The sequence below is a fragment of the Nocardiopsis terrae genome (assembly GCF_014651695.1).
GTDB lineage: Bacteria > Actinomycetota > Actinomycetes > Streptosporangiales > Streptosporangiaceae > Nocardiopsis > Nocardiopsis terrae.
Genome location: NZ_BMXJ01000006.1, coordinates 546,935 through 563,986 on the forward strand (window position 1 = coordinate 546,935; position 17,052 = coordinate 563,986).

Here is a 17,052-nt window from a genome sequence, read left to right on the forward strand (position 1 = left end):
CCTACTACGCCATCACCGTCGTCGCTCCGGGTATCGCCGAACGGTTCCGTTCGGGGCAGTTCGTGTCGGTGGCGGTCGGCGGCGACCACTCCAGCACCCTGTTGCGCCGCCCCTTCGCCGTGCACGACGTCAAGCCCGACTACGGCGGCACCGTCGAGTTCCTGTTCGCGGTGCGCGGTAGCGGGACCGCCTGGCTGGCCGAACGAAGATCGCGCGATCTGCTCGACGTGGTCGGCCCCCTCGGCCGCCCCTTCCCGCTGCCCCGGGACCCGGTCAACTGCGTGCTGGTGGGCGGGGGCTCCGGGAGCGCGCCCCTGTTCCCGCTCGCACAGTCGCTGCGCCGGCGGGGCTGCCGGGTGGATTTCGTGCTGGGCGCGACCTCCGCCGACCGTGTGTTCAGCGCCATCACCGCCCGCCGTATCGCCGAAACCGCCGCCTTCACCACCGACGACGGTTCCTTCGGCACGCGCGGCCGGGTCTGTGACGTGCTGGGCCGGGTGATCGAGGAGGCCAGGTCCGACGCGGTCTACGCCTGCGGTCCGATGCCGATGCTGCGGGCGGTCACGGCGGTGGCGGGCAGCCACGGGCTCCCCGTGCAGGTCGCGGTGGAGGAGGCCATGGCGTGCGGTGTCGGTATCTGTATGAGCTGCGTGATCCCGGTGGTGGGAGAGGACGGCATCACCCGGATGGTGCGCTCCTGCGTGGACGGTCCGGTCTTCCGGGGCGAACACGTGCGCTTCGACGATGTCGGCACGATCCCCTTCGACGCCCTGGGCGCGCCCGGCTGGAAGGGGTCCAGCGCGGCCCGCGCCGCCGAGTCGGCCCGCGACATCGCCTGATCCCAGCGCCGTAGAGACCACAGCAGGGCCGTGCTGACAGGCCACGAGTGAGCGAAGGCAATTGAACGCAGACCTCAGGACCAGACTGGGCTCCCTGCGACTCCCGAACCCGGTGGTGACCGCCGCCGGGTGCGCGGGGTCGGGGCGCGAGCTGGCGCAGTTCTTCGACATCGCCGAGATCGGCGCAGTCACCACCAAGTCGTTGATGCTGGAGCCGCGTGCGGGCCGACCCGCGCCGCGTATGGCGGAGACTCCCAGCGGGATGCTCAGTGCCACGGGTATGCAGGGGCCCGGGATCGACGTCTTCCTCCAGCGCGACCTGCCGTGGCTGCTCTCCCGAGGAGGGAGGGCGATCGTCTCCCTCGCGGGGTCGGGCGCGGGCGAGTTCGGCGAGCTGGCCAGACGGGTCTCCGAGGCGGAGGGCGTGGGCGCCATCGAGGTCAACCTCTCCTGCCCGAACCCGGCGGACCCGTCGGGGCGCCACTTCGCCGACGACGCGGCCCAGGCCGCGGCGGTGGTGCAGACGGTGCGCTCGCACGCCCGGTCCGACGTGCCGGTCCTGGCCAAGCTCGCCGCGGACGTCCCCGACGTCGTCGAGCTCGCCGGGGCCTGCGTCGCGGCCCGCGCCGACGGGCTGACCATGGTCAACACCCTGCGGGGGATGAGTGTGGACACCCGGACCCTGCGCCCGGCGGTGGCCGGGGGGATGGGCGGGCTCTCCGGTCCGGCGATCCGTCCCCTGGCGGTGGGGTGCGTCTACCGGGTCCACGAGGTCTTTCCCGAGGTGCCGATCATCGGGACGGGCGGGGTGCGTACCGGGACCGACGTCCTGGAGTTCATGGCTGCGGGGGCGAGCGCCGTGGCGGTGGGGACGGTGAACTTCGCCGACCCCTCGGCCTGTGTGCGGGTGCTGAGGGAGTTCACCGAGGCACTGGACGCCCGGGGGGTTTCCAGGGCCTCGGACGTGGTGGGGGCCGCGCACCGGCCGGGAACCGGTGTGTGACGACGGCTTCACGGATCGACAGCGCCCTGACCGGCCTGAACGGCGCTGAGATGGCTCTGTGTGGCCGAACGGGTGCATTCGGGACACAGGGGCTGGGTTCGTTGGGAAAGCGTCCCCAGGGTCGTTTCAGCGGCCGTTACGGGGAAGTGACACGGGATGGGTGCATGAAGCGCCCCATCCGGGGAATCGCACACCTGATGGTGTGCACATGACAGTGGACGTGCATCGGCCGGTGCTTCTGTAATCGCAGACGTAAGTACTGGCGGATGCTTCAGGCACCGGCGCCGACCGCCGGTGGCACACGATTGGAGATACCGACATGACCGCGCCCTCCGCGCCCATCGCCGTCGCGATCGACGCCAACGAGATCGAGACCGCGGCCACCTGGGCCTCCTCGGTCGCACCGCACGTGAGCACGGTGAAGGTGGGCCTGGAGCTGTACCTGCGGTACGGCCCCGAGGTGATCAGCGCCGTGCGCGGCGCCAACCGCGTCGGCGTCTTCCTGGACCTGAAGCTGCACGACATCCCCGCCACCGTCGCCGGCGCGGCGCGCAGCGTGGCGGGCCTGCGGCCCTCGATCCTGACGGTTCACGCGGGTGGGGGAGCGGACATGGTCCGGGCCGCGGTGGAGGCCGCGCCGGACACCAAGATCGCGGCGGTGACGGTGCTCACCTCCATGAACGAGACGGACCTGGAGCAGGTGGGGCTGCTCGGTCCGGCACGGGACGCGGTGCGACGCCTGGCGGTGCTCGCGGTGGGCGCGGGCGCGCGCGCACTGGTGTGCTCGCCCCAGGAGGTCGCGCTCGTGCGTGCCGAGGTGGGCCCGGACGTCACCCTGATCACCCCGGGCGTACGCCCGGCCGGGGCGGACGCGGGTGACCAGTCCAGGGTGGCCACCCCGGAGGAGGCGATCGAGGCAGGGGCGGACCTTCTGGTCATCGGTCGTCCGATCACCCGTGCCGCGGACCCCGGTGCGGCGGCGGCCTCCATCGCGGCGGCCGTACGGCGTGCCGGGGTCCGTGTCTGATCCTTCGGCCGCGGGCCCGTGGGCTGCGCTGTTCGGCCGGGGAGAGGGGGGCGGGCGTCTCGGCGCACCCGCCCCATCACCCACAGTTGTGGGTCACGGACGGTTACTAATTGGGTCTGTCCGAAACTAGGAAACCATGGCAAAGAGTGACCCGCGTCACCGCTGGGTGACCTGCGCTGGTGACACGCTTTCCCTGGTCATCAATCGGGACCAAAGTCCTGTTTTTCGTCTCTTAAAGCTATGGACCGGTAACCCTGTGTAGTTCCTTCGATGAAATAGCCCTTGAAAGGGCACTTTACGTTGCCTAACAGGGGTCAGACCTACTAACTTGCGCAGGCGTCCGCCCTCTACAAACGAGTAGAAATCCGAGGTGACCCGGCGTGGCCCTTCCTCCCCTCACACCCGAGCAGCGCAGCGCGGCTCTCGAGAAGGCCGCCAAGGCCAGAAAAGAGCGTGCGGAGGTCAAGAACAAGCTGAAGAACGGCGGCATCTCGCTGTCCGAGGTGCTCTCCAACGGCCTCAAGGACGACGTCATCGGCAAGATGAAGGTTTCGGCTCTGCTGGAATCCCTCCCCGGTGTCGGCAAGGTGCGCGCCAAACAGATCATGGAGCGGCTCAACATCGCTGAGTCGCGCCGTGTCCGGGGCCTGGGTACCAACCAGCGCGCCGCCCTGGAGAGCGAGTTCGGCGACCTCACCAAGTAACACCGGTCCGTCGAGACCGGCCGACACCGCACCCGTCGCGTCCCCCACAGTCGCGCGGGGCCGTCGCAGCCAAGGCGGCGGCAGGCGGTGAGCAGTACCCGGCGCCGCGGTCGGCGGGCGGGTGGGCCCCAGGTCACACTCCGTCCGTCGCACCGTGGCCCGGTGGTATAAAGGGAGCTTCCCGCGACCGTACGCTGCGCACCACAACGCCAGCACGAGCCGCCCGCGCGGTGACGCGTCGGACCGCGAGCCCGGCCCCAGGCAGCGCACACCAGGCCCGCCCGCGGCCCACCGCGTGGCGGAGAGCCGAATGGAAGCCTGATCTCACATGCCTGCGCAGACCGCAGACCAGTCCCGACCGGCCGAGAAGCGGCTGACCGTCCTCTCCGGCCCCTCCGGCGTGGGAAAGAGCACGGTCGTCGCACACCTGCGCCAGGTCAACCCCGACGTGTGGCTGTCGGTTTCGGTGACCACCCGCAAGCCCAGGCCGGGTGAGCGGGACGGGGTCCAGTACTACTTCGTCACCGACGAGGAGTTCGACCGCCTCGTTGCCGAGAACCAGCTCCTGGAGTGGGCCCAGTTCGCCGGCAACCGCTACGGGACCCCGCGCGGCCCCGTCGAGGAACGGCTCGCCCGAGGGGTGCCCGTACTGTTGGAGATCGAACTCCAGGGCGCGCGCCAGGTGCGCGACTCCATGGACGACGCCCTGCACGTCTTCCTCGCACCGCCCTCCTGGGAGGAGCTGGTACGCAGGCTGACCGGCCGCGGCACCGAGTCCGACGAGGTCGTCCAGCGCAGGCTGGAGGTCGCCAAGGTCGAGCTGGCCGCGGAGAAGGAATTCGACACGACCCTGGTCAACACGTCCGTACAGGAAGTGTGCGACGAGCTGCTAGCGTTGATGACCGCGCCCAAGGTGTGATAGCGGCCGCGTCGGCCCCGGCTGCGGCGCCCCGCCTCGGGCCCCGAGAACCGTTCCATCCAACCAACGTCACGGCTTTCGACGAGCCGGAGACCGTCCCTGGGGGTAACAAAGTGGCTGGTACCGAGCCCGTCGCCGAAGGCATCACCAACCCGCCGATCGACGACCTGCTGGAGTGCGTCGACAGCAAGTACAGCCTGGTCACCATGGCCTCCAAGCGGGCCCGCCAGATCAACGCCTACTACGCCCAGCTCGGCGAGGGCCTGCTGGAGTACGTCGGCCCGCTGGTGGAGACCCAGGTCCAGGAGAAGTCCCTGTCCATCGCCCTGCGCGAGGTCAAGTCCGGTCTGCTCACCGCGGAGCCGTACGAGGGCGCCTGATCCCTCGCCGACCCCCTCGGGGTCGTTGTCGTAAACACCGCGCCCTCCGCGGCGCCCGTCAGGGGCGCGCGGAGGGCGCGGTCGTCCCCGGGGGGCGTCCCCGGGAAACGCCGGGGTGCGGGCCTGGTAGAACTCCTTGTGTGAGTGACACAGAATCCGTTCCCCAGGTGGTCCTCGGCGTCGGCGGGGGCATCGCCGCCTACAAGGTGTGCGAGCTGCTCCGTCGGCTGACCGAGTCGGGCCATCGTGTCCGGGTCGTGCCCACCGCCGACGCCCTGCGCTTCGTCGGTGAGCCCACCTGGGCCGCCCTGTCCGGTCAACCCGTCGACACCGGCGTGTGGGACCAGGTCCACGAGGTTCCGCACGTGCGCATCGGCCAGACGGCCGACCTCGTGTTCGTCGCGCCCGCCACCGCCAACATCCTGGCGAAGGCGGCCGCCGGTCTGGCCGACGACCTCCTGACCAACACCCTCCTCACCGCCCGCTGCCCGGTCGTGTTCGCCCCGGCGATGCACACCGAGATGTGGGAGCATCCGGCGACCCAGGCCAACGTGGCGACGCTGCGCTCGCGCGGAGCCCTGGTCCTGGACCCGGCCGTGGGCCGCCTCACCGGAGCCGACAGCGGGCGCGGGCGGCTGCCGGAGGCCGCGGAGCTGTTCGAGGCCGCCCGCCTCGTGCTCCGCCGCGGGGCCGTGGAACCCGACCTCACCGGTAAGCGCGTGCTGATCTCCGCCGGGGGCACCCGCGAGGCCATCGACCCGGTCCGTTTCATCGGCAACCACTCCTCGGGGCGGCAGGGGTACGCCCTGGCACGGACCGCCGCCGCTCGTGGCGCCGACGTGACCGTGGTCGCCGCCAACGTCGGCCTGCCCGACCCCGCCGGCGTACACCTGGTGAGAGTGGGGTCGGCGGTGGAGTTGGCCGAGGCGGTGGAGGCCGAGCGGGCCGGCGCCGACGCGGTGGTGATGACCGCGGCGGTCGCCGACTTCCGCCCGGTGAACAGCGCCGCCTCCAAGATCAAGAAGTCCGGTACGGCGCCGGCCCCCATCGAACTGGTGGAGAATCCCGACATCCTCGCCGGCCTGGTCGTCTCCCGGGAGAGGGAGGGGACCGCCCAGACCATCGTGGGCTTCGCCGCGGAGACCGACGACGTGATCGCCAACGGCCGGGCCAAACTGGCCCGGAAGGGCTGTGACCTGCTCGTGGTCAACCAGGTCGGTGGAGGGAAAGCGTTCGGTACCGACGACAACAAGGCGACCGTCCTGGGCGCCGACGGAACCGTCGTGGACGTTCCCACGGGCCCCAAGGAGGACCTCGCCGACCGGGTGTGGGACCTGGTGGCCGAACGGCTCCCGGGCTGAGCCCCGGCCGCTCGCCCGCCCGGCCCGGGGCCGCGGCCCGAGTACCCGGCCCGCGGTCGGCCCGTGGTGGAGGGGAGGTAAATCTCCTGCTCGCCACGCTGGATTCCTACCGCTGAGTACGACACACTTCCTTCGGGTGTCCGTGCACGGCTGACGAGGCCGAGCAGTGGGCGTCCACCCCCACCAGTCCGGTTACAGTGGACGAATAACCAACCGCGTCGGTCGGTATTGCCGCCCCGGCAGGAGCCGTGGAGGAGCGAAACCGCCCGACACATGTCAGCCAGCAGCCGCTGCAAGGAGTCACGCAACGTGTCCCGCCGCCTTTTCACCTCCGAGTCGGTCACCGAAGGCCATCCCGACAAGATGGCCGACCAGATCAGTGACGCGATCCTCGACGCGATGCTCACCAGCGACCCCAGCAGTCGGGTCGCGGTCGAGACGCTGATCACCACCGGTCAGGTCCACATCGCGGGTGAGGTCACCACCCAGACCTATGTCGACATCCCCGCCATCGTGCGCGAGAAGATCCTCGAGATCGGATACGACTCCTCCGCCAAGGGGTTCGACGGTGACTCCTGCGGGGTCAACGTCTCCATCGACGCACAGTCCCCTGACATCGCCCAGGGCGTCGACACCGCCTACGAGGCGCGTGTCGAGCACGAGGAGGACGTCCTCGACCGGCAGGGCGCTGGTGACCAGGGCCTGATGTTCGGCTACGCCAACCGTGAGACCCCCGAGCTCATGCCGCTGCCGATCAAGCTGGCGCACGCGCTCTCCGAGCGGCTCTCCGAGGTGCGCCGCAACGGCACGGTTCCCTACCTGCGACCCGACGGCAAGACCCAGGTCACCGTCGAGTACGAGGGCCAGACCCCGGTCCGTCTGGACACCGTCGTGGTCTCCAGCCAGCACTCCGCGGACATCCACCTCGAGGAGATGCTGACCCCGGACATCCGGGAGCACGTCATCGAACCGGTCGTGGCCGCCTACGGCCTGGAGTCGGACGACTACCGACTCCTGGTCAACCCGACCGGTCGCTTCGAGATCGGCGGTCCGATGGGCGACGCCGGGCTGACCGGCCGCAAGATCATCGTCGACACCTACGGCGGCTACGCCCGCCACGGCGGCGGCGCCTTCTCCGGCAAGGACCCGTCGAAGGTGGACCGCTCCGCCGCCTACGCCACCCGCTGGGTCGCGAAGAACATCGTCGCCGCGGAGCTGGCCGAGCGTGCCGAGGTCCAGGTGGCCTACGCGATCGGCAAGGCGCATCCGGTGGGTGTGTTCATCGAGACCTTCGGTACCGAGAAGGTGGCTCCGGAGCTGATCGAGAAGGCGGTCAAGGAGGTCTTCGACCTGCGTCCCGCCGCCATCGTGCGCGACCTCGACCTGCTGCGCCCGATCTACTCCAAGACCGCCGCCTACGGCCACTTCGGCCGTGAGCTGCCGGAGTTCACCTGGGAGCGCACCGACCGCGCCGCTGCGCTGCGGTCGTTCGTGGGGCTCTGACCGGGGACGAATCCGCCCGGGGGCGGGTGGCCGTACGCGGCCGCCCGCCTTCGGTGTGTTCGGGGGCTCCGCATGGCACAAGCCCAATATGACTACTTTGTGTTATCAAATAAATGTAGAAAGTCATTAGTTGTGCCGCCGTGCGGAGGGGGAACACCATGGCCGTGCCAGCGGTGGTGTCGGCAGTCGGTCTGGCCGCGTTGATCGCGGCACCCGGGCAGCCGCTGCAGGAGGGCGAGGGGCCGGTCCCCGGCGCGGGAAGCCTGTACGTCACCGTCCAGGGGCGGTCGGAGGAACCGCTCCGTGCCGGTGGCCGGGTGGAGTACACGATCAGGGTGCGCAACGCCGGGTACGAGGCTGCGCCCGGGGCCCAGGTCGTGCAGTACCTGCCGCCCTCGATGCGCTACGTCTCGGGTGCCCCCGAGGGGGCCGAGGCCGGTGGGGCGGAGTGGGACCAGCCCCTGGAGCCGGGTGAGCGCGCTGTTCTCTCGGTGACCGCCGAGATCACCGAGACCCCCGAGCGGGGGCGGCAGCCGGTCAGCACCGTGTGTTTGCGCCCGGGGGTCGAGGCCCAACTCGCCTCCTGCGCCTCCTCCGTACACCAGGTCCATCGCGTACTGCCGTTTGCCTGGGTGGCGGCGGGCCTGCTTCTCGTCCTCTCCGTCGCGGTCGCCGTCGGAGGCTTTCTGCGCTACCGGGGCACACGAAAGCCGCGTCCGGCGCCGGAGGCACCCAGTGGTCCCGGCCCTGATCCCGTAGTCGATATCGGCGCTCCGTCAGAGCGGGCGCCCGTCTACCATCTGGACGCGCACCGCTAGACCGGACCGATGGGCCGCATCCGAGAGGACGCGGCCCATCGGCGTGTATCGACGGTTTACCACTTTTTTCCGGGACTTGCTGATGTTGCTTAGTCACTTTGAGTAGCGATCTGTGCACAATCCTCGTATGAACTATTGCTCCAAGTACGCGCCCAAGGCACCCGAATCCACCGTCAGTGCTCGCAGCCTGATCCGCATGGCCGCTGTCTCCGCGAGTGCCGCGATCGTGGCCCCGTTCCTGTGGGGGATGACCCCGGCTCTCGCTGACGACACCCTCCGTGTCGAGCAGGCGGTCGAGTCGGTCACCACGGTGGACACGGCCCCTGCCGGCCCAGTGCACGTCGAGCTTCCCCAGGTTGTCGAGAACACGATGCCGGAGCAGCCCACGCGCTCGGTCGAGCCCGTTGAGGTCCCTCCGGAGCCTGCCCAGGCTCCTGCGGAGGATCTCGCCGAGAGCACCGGGGCCTCGGCTGAGAGCGAGCCCGGCAAGCTCGGCGGGGACAAGCCCGGCAAGTCCTATGGGTACGACGGCGACGACGGCCACGACGGCCACGACGGCCACGACGGCGACGACGGCCACGACGGCCACGACGGCCACGACGGCCACGACGGCAAGGACGGGAAGGACGGCAAGGACGGGAAGGACGGCAAGGACGGGAAGGACGGCAAGGACGGGAAGGACGGGAAGGACGGGAAGGACGGGAAGGACGGCAAGGACGGGAAGGACGGCAAGGACGGGAAGGACGGCAAGGACGGGAAGGACGGCAAGGACGGGAAGGACGGCAAGGACGGGAAGGACGGGAAGGACGGCAAGGACGGGAAGGACGGGAAGGACGGGAAGGACGGGAAGGACGGGAAGGACGGCAAGGACGGCAAGGACGGCAAGGACGGGAAGGACGGCAAGGACGGCAAGGACGGCAAGGACGGCAAGGACGGCAAGGACGGCAAGGACGGCAAGGACGGGCACGACGGCCACGATGGGCACGACGGCCACGATGGGCACGACGGCCACGATGGGCACGACGGGCACGACGGCCACGAGCACCCTGACCACAAGCACGAAGCCCCCGAACACGATGCCGAGCCCGTCCTCGCGCAGACCGGTGCGTCCGCCGCGATCCCTGCGGTGAGCGGCCTTCTGGCGGCCCTGACCGGTATCGGCGCCATGGTGATCGGGCGCCGCCGTCCCGCCACGGAGGAGGACGACAGCTAGCGCACCCGGTCACGACCGGTCCGAGAGCGCGAAAGGGCCGCACCCCTGCTCGGGGGTGCGGCCCGTGGCCTTTCCTGCGGAGCGTCAGCTCATCTCGTCAAGAGCCTTCTCCGCCTCGGCCAACCAGGAGCGGCGCGCCTCCAGAGCGGCCTCGTGCTCCTTGATCCGGCGGGCGTCGTCAGCGGCCCTGGCCTTCTCCAGCTTGGCCTCCAGCCCCGCGATCGCCGTCGACAGTTGGTCGACGGTGTCCTTGGCGCGGGCACGTGCCTCGGGGCTCGTGCGCTCCCACTCCGCGTCCTCCGCCCGGCGCACCCCGTCTTCGATCTGCCGGAACGCGCCCTCCAGCTGGTCCCGTACGTCCCGGGGCAGCTCACCGGCCTCCTCCCAGGCCTCCTGGAAGTCACGCAGACGGGCGCGGGCACGGCGCGGGTCGGAGATACCCGGGATCTCGTCCTTGGCCTCCGCCAGGATGCGCTCCTTGGCCTCGGCGTTGACCCGCAGTTCGGCGTCACGTTCGGCGAAGGTCGCGTTGCGCGCGTCGAAGAAGACGTCCTGGGCGGCCTTGAAGCGGCCCCACAGCTTGTCCTCGCTGCTCCGGTCAGCCCGGCCGCTGGCCTTCCACCGCTGCATCAGGTCCCGGTAGGCGCGGGCGGTGGGCCCCCAGTCCGTGGAGTTCGAGAGGGCCTCTGCCTCGGAGACGATGCGCTCCTTCTCGGCACGCACGCCTTCGCGCTGCTGGTCCAGATTGGCGAAGTAGGTCTTGCGCCGCTTGGAGAAGGAGTTGCGGGCCGCGGACATGCGCTTCCACAGAGCCTGCTCGGTGGGGCGGTCGGCCCGGGGGGCCTTCTTCCACTCCTCGATGAGCTGGAGCATGCGCTCGCCGCCGGACTTCCAGTGCGTGGTCTCCACCGCGACCCGTTCGGCCTCGGCGACGATCCGCTCCTTGATCTCGCGGGCCTGGCTGCGGGCCTGCTCCTGGGCCTGCTTCTGCTCGACCTTGCGCTCCTCGGCGCGGTCGGCCAGCTTGTCCAGTCGCTGGGACAGTGAGTCCAGGTCACCCACCGCGTTCGCGTCCTTGACCGCCGTACGCAGCTTGTCGATGTTGGCCATCGCCGCGGTGGCGGACAGATCCGTGCTGCGGAGCCGTTTCTCCAGCAGCTCCACCTCGGTGACCAGAGAGTCGTACTTGCGTCGGAAGAAGGCCAGGGCCTCCTCTGGCGCGCCCGCCTGCCAGGATCCGACGACCCGTTCGCCTTCGCCTGTGCGCACATAGACCGTGCCGTCTTCGTCTACGCGGCCCCAAGGGTCCGTGGTCACCGTGTCCTCCTGCTGTCATGAACCCGGCCGGTCGGGGTCGGGTTCGGGTCGTCGCGGCGGCATCCGTGCCTGTTCGTGATGGGAACCACCGTGCACCAGCACGATATCCATACGTTTCGGCGGACAACGACGCGCCGTGTCTCACATCAACGCAGATCGAGAGGTCTGCTCCCGCTGTCGTGCCGTCGGCCGGGTTCGGCACCCGCCCCGAAAAGGGAGGCACAGGTCGAAGACCTCGGTGTACACGACGACGGTGACCAATATGGCACTACCACGCGCTTTGGCAAAGAGCCCGGGCGCGCGCGGTGATCGAATGGTGATCAAACGCGTTCGCCGAGAAGCCACCGGTTCGCCCGTCCCGACCCGGCTCGGTAGGCTCTGCGGCCGGGGGCCTGTGGCCCGGCCGTGTTCGGGCGTCCCCCGTGGCCAGTGAAAACCACCAGGACAGGATGACCTCCGCCGTGCTCATCGCCGCACTTCCCACCGGGCCCCTCTCCGCGAACTGCTACGTGCTCGCACCGGCCCCGGGCGGCGACTGCGTCATCGTGGACCCGGGCCAGGACGCCGCCCCCCAAGTGGCCGGAGTCCTGGCCGAACACGGGCTCACCCCGACCGCCGTCCTGCTGACCCACGGACACTTCGACCACGTCTGGTCGGCCGCCGAACTCGGTGACCGCCACGGGATTCCGGTGCACCTGCACGGTGCGGACCGCGGTCTGCTCACCGAGCCCGCCGCCGGAGTCGATGCGGGCTTCGCCGCCCAGCTCCAGATGCTCCTGGGGCCCGGCCCCCACCCCGAGCCCGCCCACCTGGTCGAGGTCCAGGACGGTGCGGTGCTCAGCCTGGCTGGGATGGAGTTCACCGTCGAGCACACCCCGGGGCACACCCCGGGTTCGGTCGTCTACGTCACGTACACCGAGGACGGGGTGCCGGTGATGTTCGCCGGTGACCTGGTCTTCGCCGGGTCCGTCGGCCGCACGGACTTCCCGGGCGGCGACGGCGCCGCCATGACGGCCAGCCTCGCCAGGGCGGTCCTGGCCCGCCGCGACGACACCCAGGTCCTGCCCGGGCACGGTCCCGCCACCACGGTGGGGCGCGAGCGCGCCACCAACCCGTACCTGCGCGGCGTCGCGGGCTGACCTCCCGGCCCTGCCCCGCCGTTCCGACCAGGAGGCCAGGTGGTGCCGTTGGCGGTAGGATTCCAGATGTTCAAGGGGCAATGCCATGCCTTCAGCCGGGCCCGGTCACGGGCTCCCCGGCATCCTCGCTCAGCCGTGTAGTTAGTGGACTTGGTAACTCATGCATCGTTACAGGACTCATTCGTGTGGTCAGCTCCGTAAGGAGCACGTCGGGCAGCAAGCGCGCCTTTCTGGCTGGGTGCACAACCGCCGTGACCTCGGCGGCCTGCTCTTCGTCGACCTGCGCGACCACTACGGCGTCACGCAGCTCATGGCCCGCCCCGAGTCCCCGGTGTTCGAGGAGCTCAGCCGGATCTCCAAGGAGTCGGTGATCCAGGTCACGGGGCTGGTCAGCGCGCGCAGCGCCGAGAACGTCAACCCGAACCTGCCCACCGGTGAGATCGAGATCGAGGCGGCGCAGGTGGAGGTCCTCGGCACCACCGAGGAGCTTCCCCTGACGGTCTTCCCCGAGGACAACACCTCCGAGGAGCGCCGCCTCACCTACCGCTTCCTGGACCTGCGCCGGGAGCGGATGCACCGCAACGTCATGCTGCGCTCGCAGGTGGTGGCCTACATCCGCCAGAAGATGACGGAGCTGGGCTTCAACGAGTTCCAGACCCCGATCCTGACCAGCTCCAGCCCCGAGGGTGCCCGCGACTTCCTCGTGCCCTCGCGCCTGCACCCGGGGGAGTTCTTCGCCCTGCCCCAGGCGCCGCAGCAGTTCAAGCAGCTCCTGATGATCGCCGGGTTCGACCGCTACTTCCAGATCGCCCCCTGCTTCCGTGACGAGGACAGCCGCGCCGACCGCTCGCCCGGCGAGTTCTACCAGCTCGACGTGGAGATGAGCTTCGTCGAGCAGGAGGACGTCTTCGAGGTCATCGAGAAGGTCATGACCGAGGTCTTCCGGGAGTTCTCCACGGACTGGGAGATCACGTCCCCCTACCCGCGCATCGCTTACCGCGACGCCCTTGAGTGGTACGGCACCGACAAGCCCGACCTGCGTGCGCCGATGAAGATGCTCGACGTCACCGAGCTCTTCGGCAAGACCGACTTCCGCGCCTTCGAGGGCAAGAGGGTCCGGGCCCTGGCCGTGCCCCAGGTGGGCGACAAGCCCCGCAAGTTCTTCGACGGCATCGGCGACTTCGCGGTCGAGAACGGCGCCAAGGGCCTGGCCTGGCTGAAGGTCGGCGAGAACGGCGAGCTGACCGGTCCCATCGCCAAGTTCGTCACCGAGATCACCGACGAGCTCCTCCAGACCCTCGGTGCCGGTCCCGGATACGGCCTGTTCTTCTGCGCCAGCGAGGACGACGCCGAGATCAACCGGATCATGGCCCCGGTCCGTGTGGAGGCGAGCAAGCGCGCCGACCTCTTCGAGGAGAAGGTCTACCGTTTCTGCTGGATCGTGGACTTCCCGATGTTCGAGCGCTCCGACGAGGGCCACATCGAGTTCAGCCACAACCCGTTCTCCATGCCTCAGGGCGGAATGGACGCGCTCGAGAACAAGGACCCGCTGGACATCCTCGCCTTGCAGTACGACATCGTCTGCAACGGTGTGGAGCTGTCCTCCGGGGCGATCCGGAACCACTCGCCCGAGATCATGTACCGGGCCTTCGACATCGCGGGCTACGACAAGGAAGCGGTCGAGGCCGAGTTCGGCGGCATGCTCAGGGCGCTGAAGTTCGGCGCCCCGCCGCACGGCGGCATCGCCCCCGGCATCGACCGGATCGTGATGCTCCTCGCCGACGAGCCCAACATCCGGGAGACCATCGCCTTCCCGCTCAACCAGAACGCGCAGGACCTGATGATGGGCGCCCCCGCGGCCGTCTCCGACCAGCAGTTGAAGGACGTGCACATCCGCACGGTGGTTCCGCCGAAGGACCAGAAGAAGTAGACGCGCGACAGCGGGGCGTCGGAGTCCGGAGCCACCCGGAGCCCGGCGGCCCCGCCCCTCCTCCGGGAGCGTTCGCCACGGGGCGGCACACGGTTCTGCCGTGTGCCGCCCCGCCGTCGTTCAGCGTTTGGCCGCGCCGCACTGTTGGCAGCAGATGTCCTCGTCGTCGGGGTTGCTGTAGGTGCAGAGCCGACAGGTCCAGTTCCACGTGGTGCCGTGAAGGAGCCGTCCCGTCACGGAGCGGGCGCGTGCAGGGTGCATGGTGAGTCCTCGGGGGGTCGGACGAGTTCTCGGCTGAACAGTTCGGTGCCCGTAATAACCGCACTTCGAACTTGCCACATTCGGTCAGAATGCGAAGAAAAGGTGATTAACAGGTCAAATAGTCCGCCCGTAAAGGGGAAGTCGATGGCACCCGGATGCGGTCGGGCCCGTCATCCCCTACCGTTGGGGGCGAATCACCCTCCCACGCCGCGAATCGCACGTGTCCTGGAGTGAACACGGTGCACCAGCGGGACCGCCCCCATTCGGGGCGAGGTGGGAGCGGAGTGCATTTCTGTGCCGCCGAGTCACACGAGCGTAACGATTCACGCCTCGGGGTCGGTAGGGTGCGGCCACCGGAGCGGAAGCAGCCGTTACCCCGTCGCGTTGATGGACCATGAGGGTCCGTGCCCGACGAGGCGGTGCAGCCGACGGGCGGGGCGCCGATACGCCCGCCCCGGTTCCCACCCGGGCCGGGGCCGCCGCCGGACACTACAATGAGCCGAATCGGTACGTTCCAGGGGTGACCGCGCCGGAGCGCGGGTGTGACGTCCGAGCCGACATGAGGATGAGTCATACGTGAACGGAAAACGCGCTTCAGGCGGTGGCTCCGAGAACGCTCTCGCGGAGGCGTTCCGCCACGCACCCGAGCCCATGGCGGTCACCGGGGCCGACGGCGCGATCCAGCACGCCAACCAGGCGCTCACCGAACTGTTCGGCGCGGACGAGGCGGAACTCACCGGCAGGCCCTGGTTCGACCTCCTGGAATCCCATGACGTCGAGCACGGGGCACGGGCCCATCAGGAGGCGGTCTCCGGGAACTGGGCCCGCCGATCCCGCCTGCGCCTGGCGGTCACCGACAAATCCTCCCGGATGGCGGAGATCGGGCTGCGCCCCCTCACCGACGACCACGGGCCCGCCTCCGGTGCGATCGTGCTCTTCCACGCGCTGTCCACCGAGGAGGCCGACCTGCGCGTGGTCGGGGACCTGCGCACCGACAACTCCGACTCCGTCCTGTGGAGCCTGGACCTCAGCAACGGCCGCCTCCGGGAACTCTTCGGCCCGACCCCGCTGGGCGGCCTCCTGGCCGGGGACGACCGCGAGCTCGAACACATCCTCGAACGCGTCCACCCGGACGACACGGCCCGTGTGCGCGACGCCATCGCGGTCTCCTTCGCCGGGCGCGACTACGAGCAGCGCTTCCGGATCTTCGACCGCCTCGGCGACGAACGCTCCCTGCACGTGCGGGCCCGGTACGTACCCGGGCAGCCCGACCGCCTCGTGGGGATCGTCGACGACGTCACCGAGCACGTCCAGTTGGTGCGCAGACTCGCCGACCGCCGCCGCACCGAGGCCGAACACGGCCGCCTGGTCACCGAACTGTCCTCCAAACTCGTCTCGGCCACCACCGTCGACAAGGTCATGGACCTGCTCAGTGAGGAGTTCCTGCCGATCTTCGGCGGTACCGGCGCCGCGGCCCTCTACGTCGAGGAGGGGCTGTTGCGCACCTCGCCCAGCGCCCGCGAGCGCGGCTACGTGGAGCACATCGACGGCCGTCGCGCCGACGACACCGACTTCCCGATGGGCGCGGTCATCCAGGACCGCCAGCCCCGCTTCTTCGAGAGCCGTGCCGAGATCGTCAGCCGGTTCCCCGCCGCGGTCGAACTGATGCGCTCGGTCCGCGGCCAGGCCTGGGCCACCGTGCCGATCTTCGGTGACGGCAAGATCGCCCTCGGGGTGTGGCAGATGGTCTGGGACCGGCCCCACCACGCCAGCCGCGACGAACGCGCACTCATGCTCACCTTCGCGGGCCTGGCCGGTCAGGCGCTCCAGCGGATCAAGGCCCAGCAGGCCGAGCTCGAGCTGGCCGATGCCGTGCAACGCCGGATGCTGCCCCGCCAGGTGGCGAGCTTTCCCGACATGGACATCGCCACCAAGTACCTGCCCTCCCGCGCGGAGTGGCGGATCTGCGGCGACTTCTACGACGTCATCGAGCTCCCGGACAACAAGGTGGGACTCCTCGTCGGGGACGTGCAGGGCCACGGGGTGGAGGCGGCCGCGGCCATGGGCCAGATCCGTGTCGCCTTCCGCGCCTACGCGACCAACCAGTCCGACCCCGGCGTGGTCCTGGGCGAAACCAACCGGCTGCTCACCGAGACGGGTGAGATCGTCTTCGCCACCTGCGGCTACCTCGTGGTGGACCGGGGGAGCGGCGTCATGCAGGCTGCCTGGGCGGGCCAGCCCCCCGCGGTGCTCGCGTCCAGGGGGAGCTACGAGCTGTGGGCCCCCGAGACCGGCCCGCCCCTGGGCGTGCTCGCGGACACCGAGTACACCGTGACCACCCGGGTCCTGGCCCCGGGCACCACGCTGCTGCTGTGCTCCGACGGGCTCGTGGAGAGCTCCGAGGTCACCATGCAGGACGGTCTGGCCCAGGTCGGGGAGGCGCTCGCCGAACACGGGGAGAACCCCAGGGCCGCGGCCCAGGTCCTGGCCGAGATGGCGCCCGCGGGCCGGGGCGACGACATCGCGCTCCTGGTCACCCGGATGATCCCGCGCGCGACACCGCCTCCCGAGCAGGCGGAGAGCCCGGAGAACCTGCCCGTCAACGCGGGCTGAGGAACACCGGAACCGGCCGGGAGCG

15 protein-coding genes are annotated in these 17,052 nt (G+C 69.9%); 13 read left to right on the top strand and 2 right to left on the bottom strand.

Annotation, left to right across the window (positions count from 1 at the left end; all coding sequences use genetic code 11):
* The 10 genes from IE195_RS19610 to IE195_RS19655 all read left to right on the top strand — a co-directional run.
* Positions 1–839 (top strand): dihydroorotate dehydrogenase electron transfer subunit (locus IE195_RS19610; RefSeq protein WP_191273550.1); only part of this gene is annotated, 839 nt, incomplete at its 5' end.
* Between the two features lie 61 nt (positions 840–900).
* Positions 901–1,842 carry a dihydroorotate dehydrogenase gene (locus IE195_RS19615; RefSeq protein WP_191273552.1) on the top strand — a complete coding sequence of 314 codons (942 nt, stop codon included), beginning with the start codon at positions 901–903 and terminating at the stop codon, positions 1,840–1,842.
* 319 nt (positions 1,843–2,161) lie between these two features.
* Positions 2,162–2,869 (top strand): orotidine-5'-phosphate decarboxylase, encoded by a 708-nt coding sequence (gene pyrF / locus IE195_RS19620; RefSeq protein WP_191273554.1) that lies wholly within the window; start codon positions 2,162–2,164, stop codon positions 2,867–2,869.
* A gap of 380 nt (positions 2,870–3,249) precedes the next feature.
* On the top strand, positions 3,250–3,573 hold the full coding sequence (gene mihF / locus IE195_RS19625) for an integration host factor, actinobacterial type (RefSeq protein WP_017546565.1): 324 nt from the start codon (positions 3,250–3,252) through the stop codon (positions 3,571–3,573).
* A gap of 328 nt (positions 3,574–3,901) precedes the next feature.
* Positions 3,902–4,492 carry a guanylate kinase gene (gmk, locus tag IE195_RS19630; RefSeq protein ID WP_191273556.1) on the top strand — a complete coding sequence of 197 codons (591 nt, stop codon included), beginning with the start codon at positions 3,902–3,904 and terminating at the stop codon, positions 4,490–4,492.
* A 113-nt stretch (positions 4,493–4,605) separates the two neighbouring features.
* The gene (gene rpoZ / locus IE195_RS19635; RefSeq protein ID WP_191273558.1) at positions 4,606–4,872 is read left to right on the top strand and encodes a DNA-directed RNA polymerase subunit omega; all 267 of its coding nucleotides are present in this window, start codon (positions 4,606–4,608) and stop codon (positions 4,870–4,872) included.
* Between the two features lie 140 nt (positions 4,873–5,012).
* Positions 5,013–6,233, top strand: a complete 1,221-nt coding sequence (coaBC, locus tag IE195_RS19640; RefSeq protein WP_505819850.1) for a bifunctional phosphopantothenoylcysteine decarboxylase/phosphopantothenate--cysteine ligase CoaBC — start codon at positions 5,013–5,015, stop codon at positions 6,231–6,233.
* Positions 6,234–6,542: 309 nt separating this feature from the next.
* Positions 6,543–7,736 carry a methionine adenosyltransferase gene (gene metK / locus IE195_RS19645; RefSeq protein ID WP_191273764.1) on the top strand — a complete coding sequence of 398 codons (1,194 nt, stop codon included), beginning with the start codon at positions 6,543–6,545 and terminating at the stop codon, positions 7,734–7,736.
* Positions 7,737–7,894: 158 nt separating this feature from the next.
* Positions 7,895–8,554, top strand: coding sequence for a DUF11 domain-containing protein (locus IE195_RS19650; protein WP_191273560.1), 660 nt, complete (start codon positions 7,895–7,897; stop codon positions 8,552–8,554).
* Between the two features lie 127 nt (positions 8,555–8,681).
* The gene (locus tag IE195_RS19655) at positions 8,682–9,767 is read left to right on the top strand and encodes a hypothetical protein (RefSeq protein ID WP_191273562.1); all 1,086 of its coding nucleotides are present in this window, start codon (positions 8,682–8,684) and stop codon (positions 9,765–9,767) included.
* 84 nt (positions 9,768–9,851) lie between these two features.
* Here the strand turns inward: IE195_RS19655 and IE195_RS19660 are convergent, their stop codons facing one another.
* A complete protein-coding gene (locus tag IE195_RS19660) occupies positions 9,852–11,084 on the bottom strand; it encodes a DUF349 domain-containing protein (RefSeq protein ID WP_191273564.1) in 1,233 nt (410 codons plus the stop codon).
* A gap of 461 nt (positions 11,085–11,545) precedes the next feature.
* On the opposite strand from IE195_RS19660, the gene IE195_RS19665 reads away from it, so the two are divergent.
* Both IE195_RS19665 and aspS read left to right on the top strand, forming a co-directional pair.
* Positions 11,546–12,223: an MBL fold metallo-hydrolase gene (locus IE195_RS19665; protein WP_191273766.1), complete on the top strand. Its 678-nt coding sequence runs from the start codon at positions 11,546–11,548 to the stop codon at positions 12,221–12,223.
* Positions 12,224–12,383: 160 nt separating this feature from the next.
* Positions 12,384–14,153, top strand: coding sequence for an aspartate--tRNA ligase (gene aspS / locus IE195_RS19670; RefSeq protein ID WP_191273566.1), 1,770 nt, complete (start codon positions 12,384–12,386; stop codon positions 14,151–14,153).
* 120 nt (positions 14,154–14,273) lie between these two features.
* On the opposite strand, the gene IE195_RS19675 is transcribed toward aspS, so the two are convergent.
* Entirely contained in the window at positions 14,274–14,414 is a 141-nt protein-coding gene (locus IE195_RS19675; RefSeq protein WP_191273568.1) for a hypothetical protein, read from the bottom strand.
* 576 nt (positions 14,415–14,990) lie between these two features.
* On the opposite strand from IE195_RS19675, the gene IE195_RS19680 reads away from it, so the two are divergent.
* Entirely contained in the window at positions 14,991–17,027 is a 2,037-nt protein-coding gene (locus tag IE195_RS19680) for a SpoIIE family protein phosphatase (RefSeq protein WP_191273570.1), read from the top strand.
* The last annotated feature ends 25 nt before the right edge of the window (positions 17,028–17,052 follow it).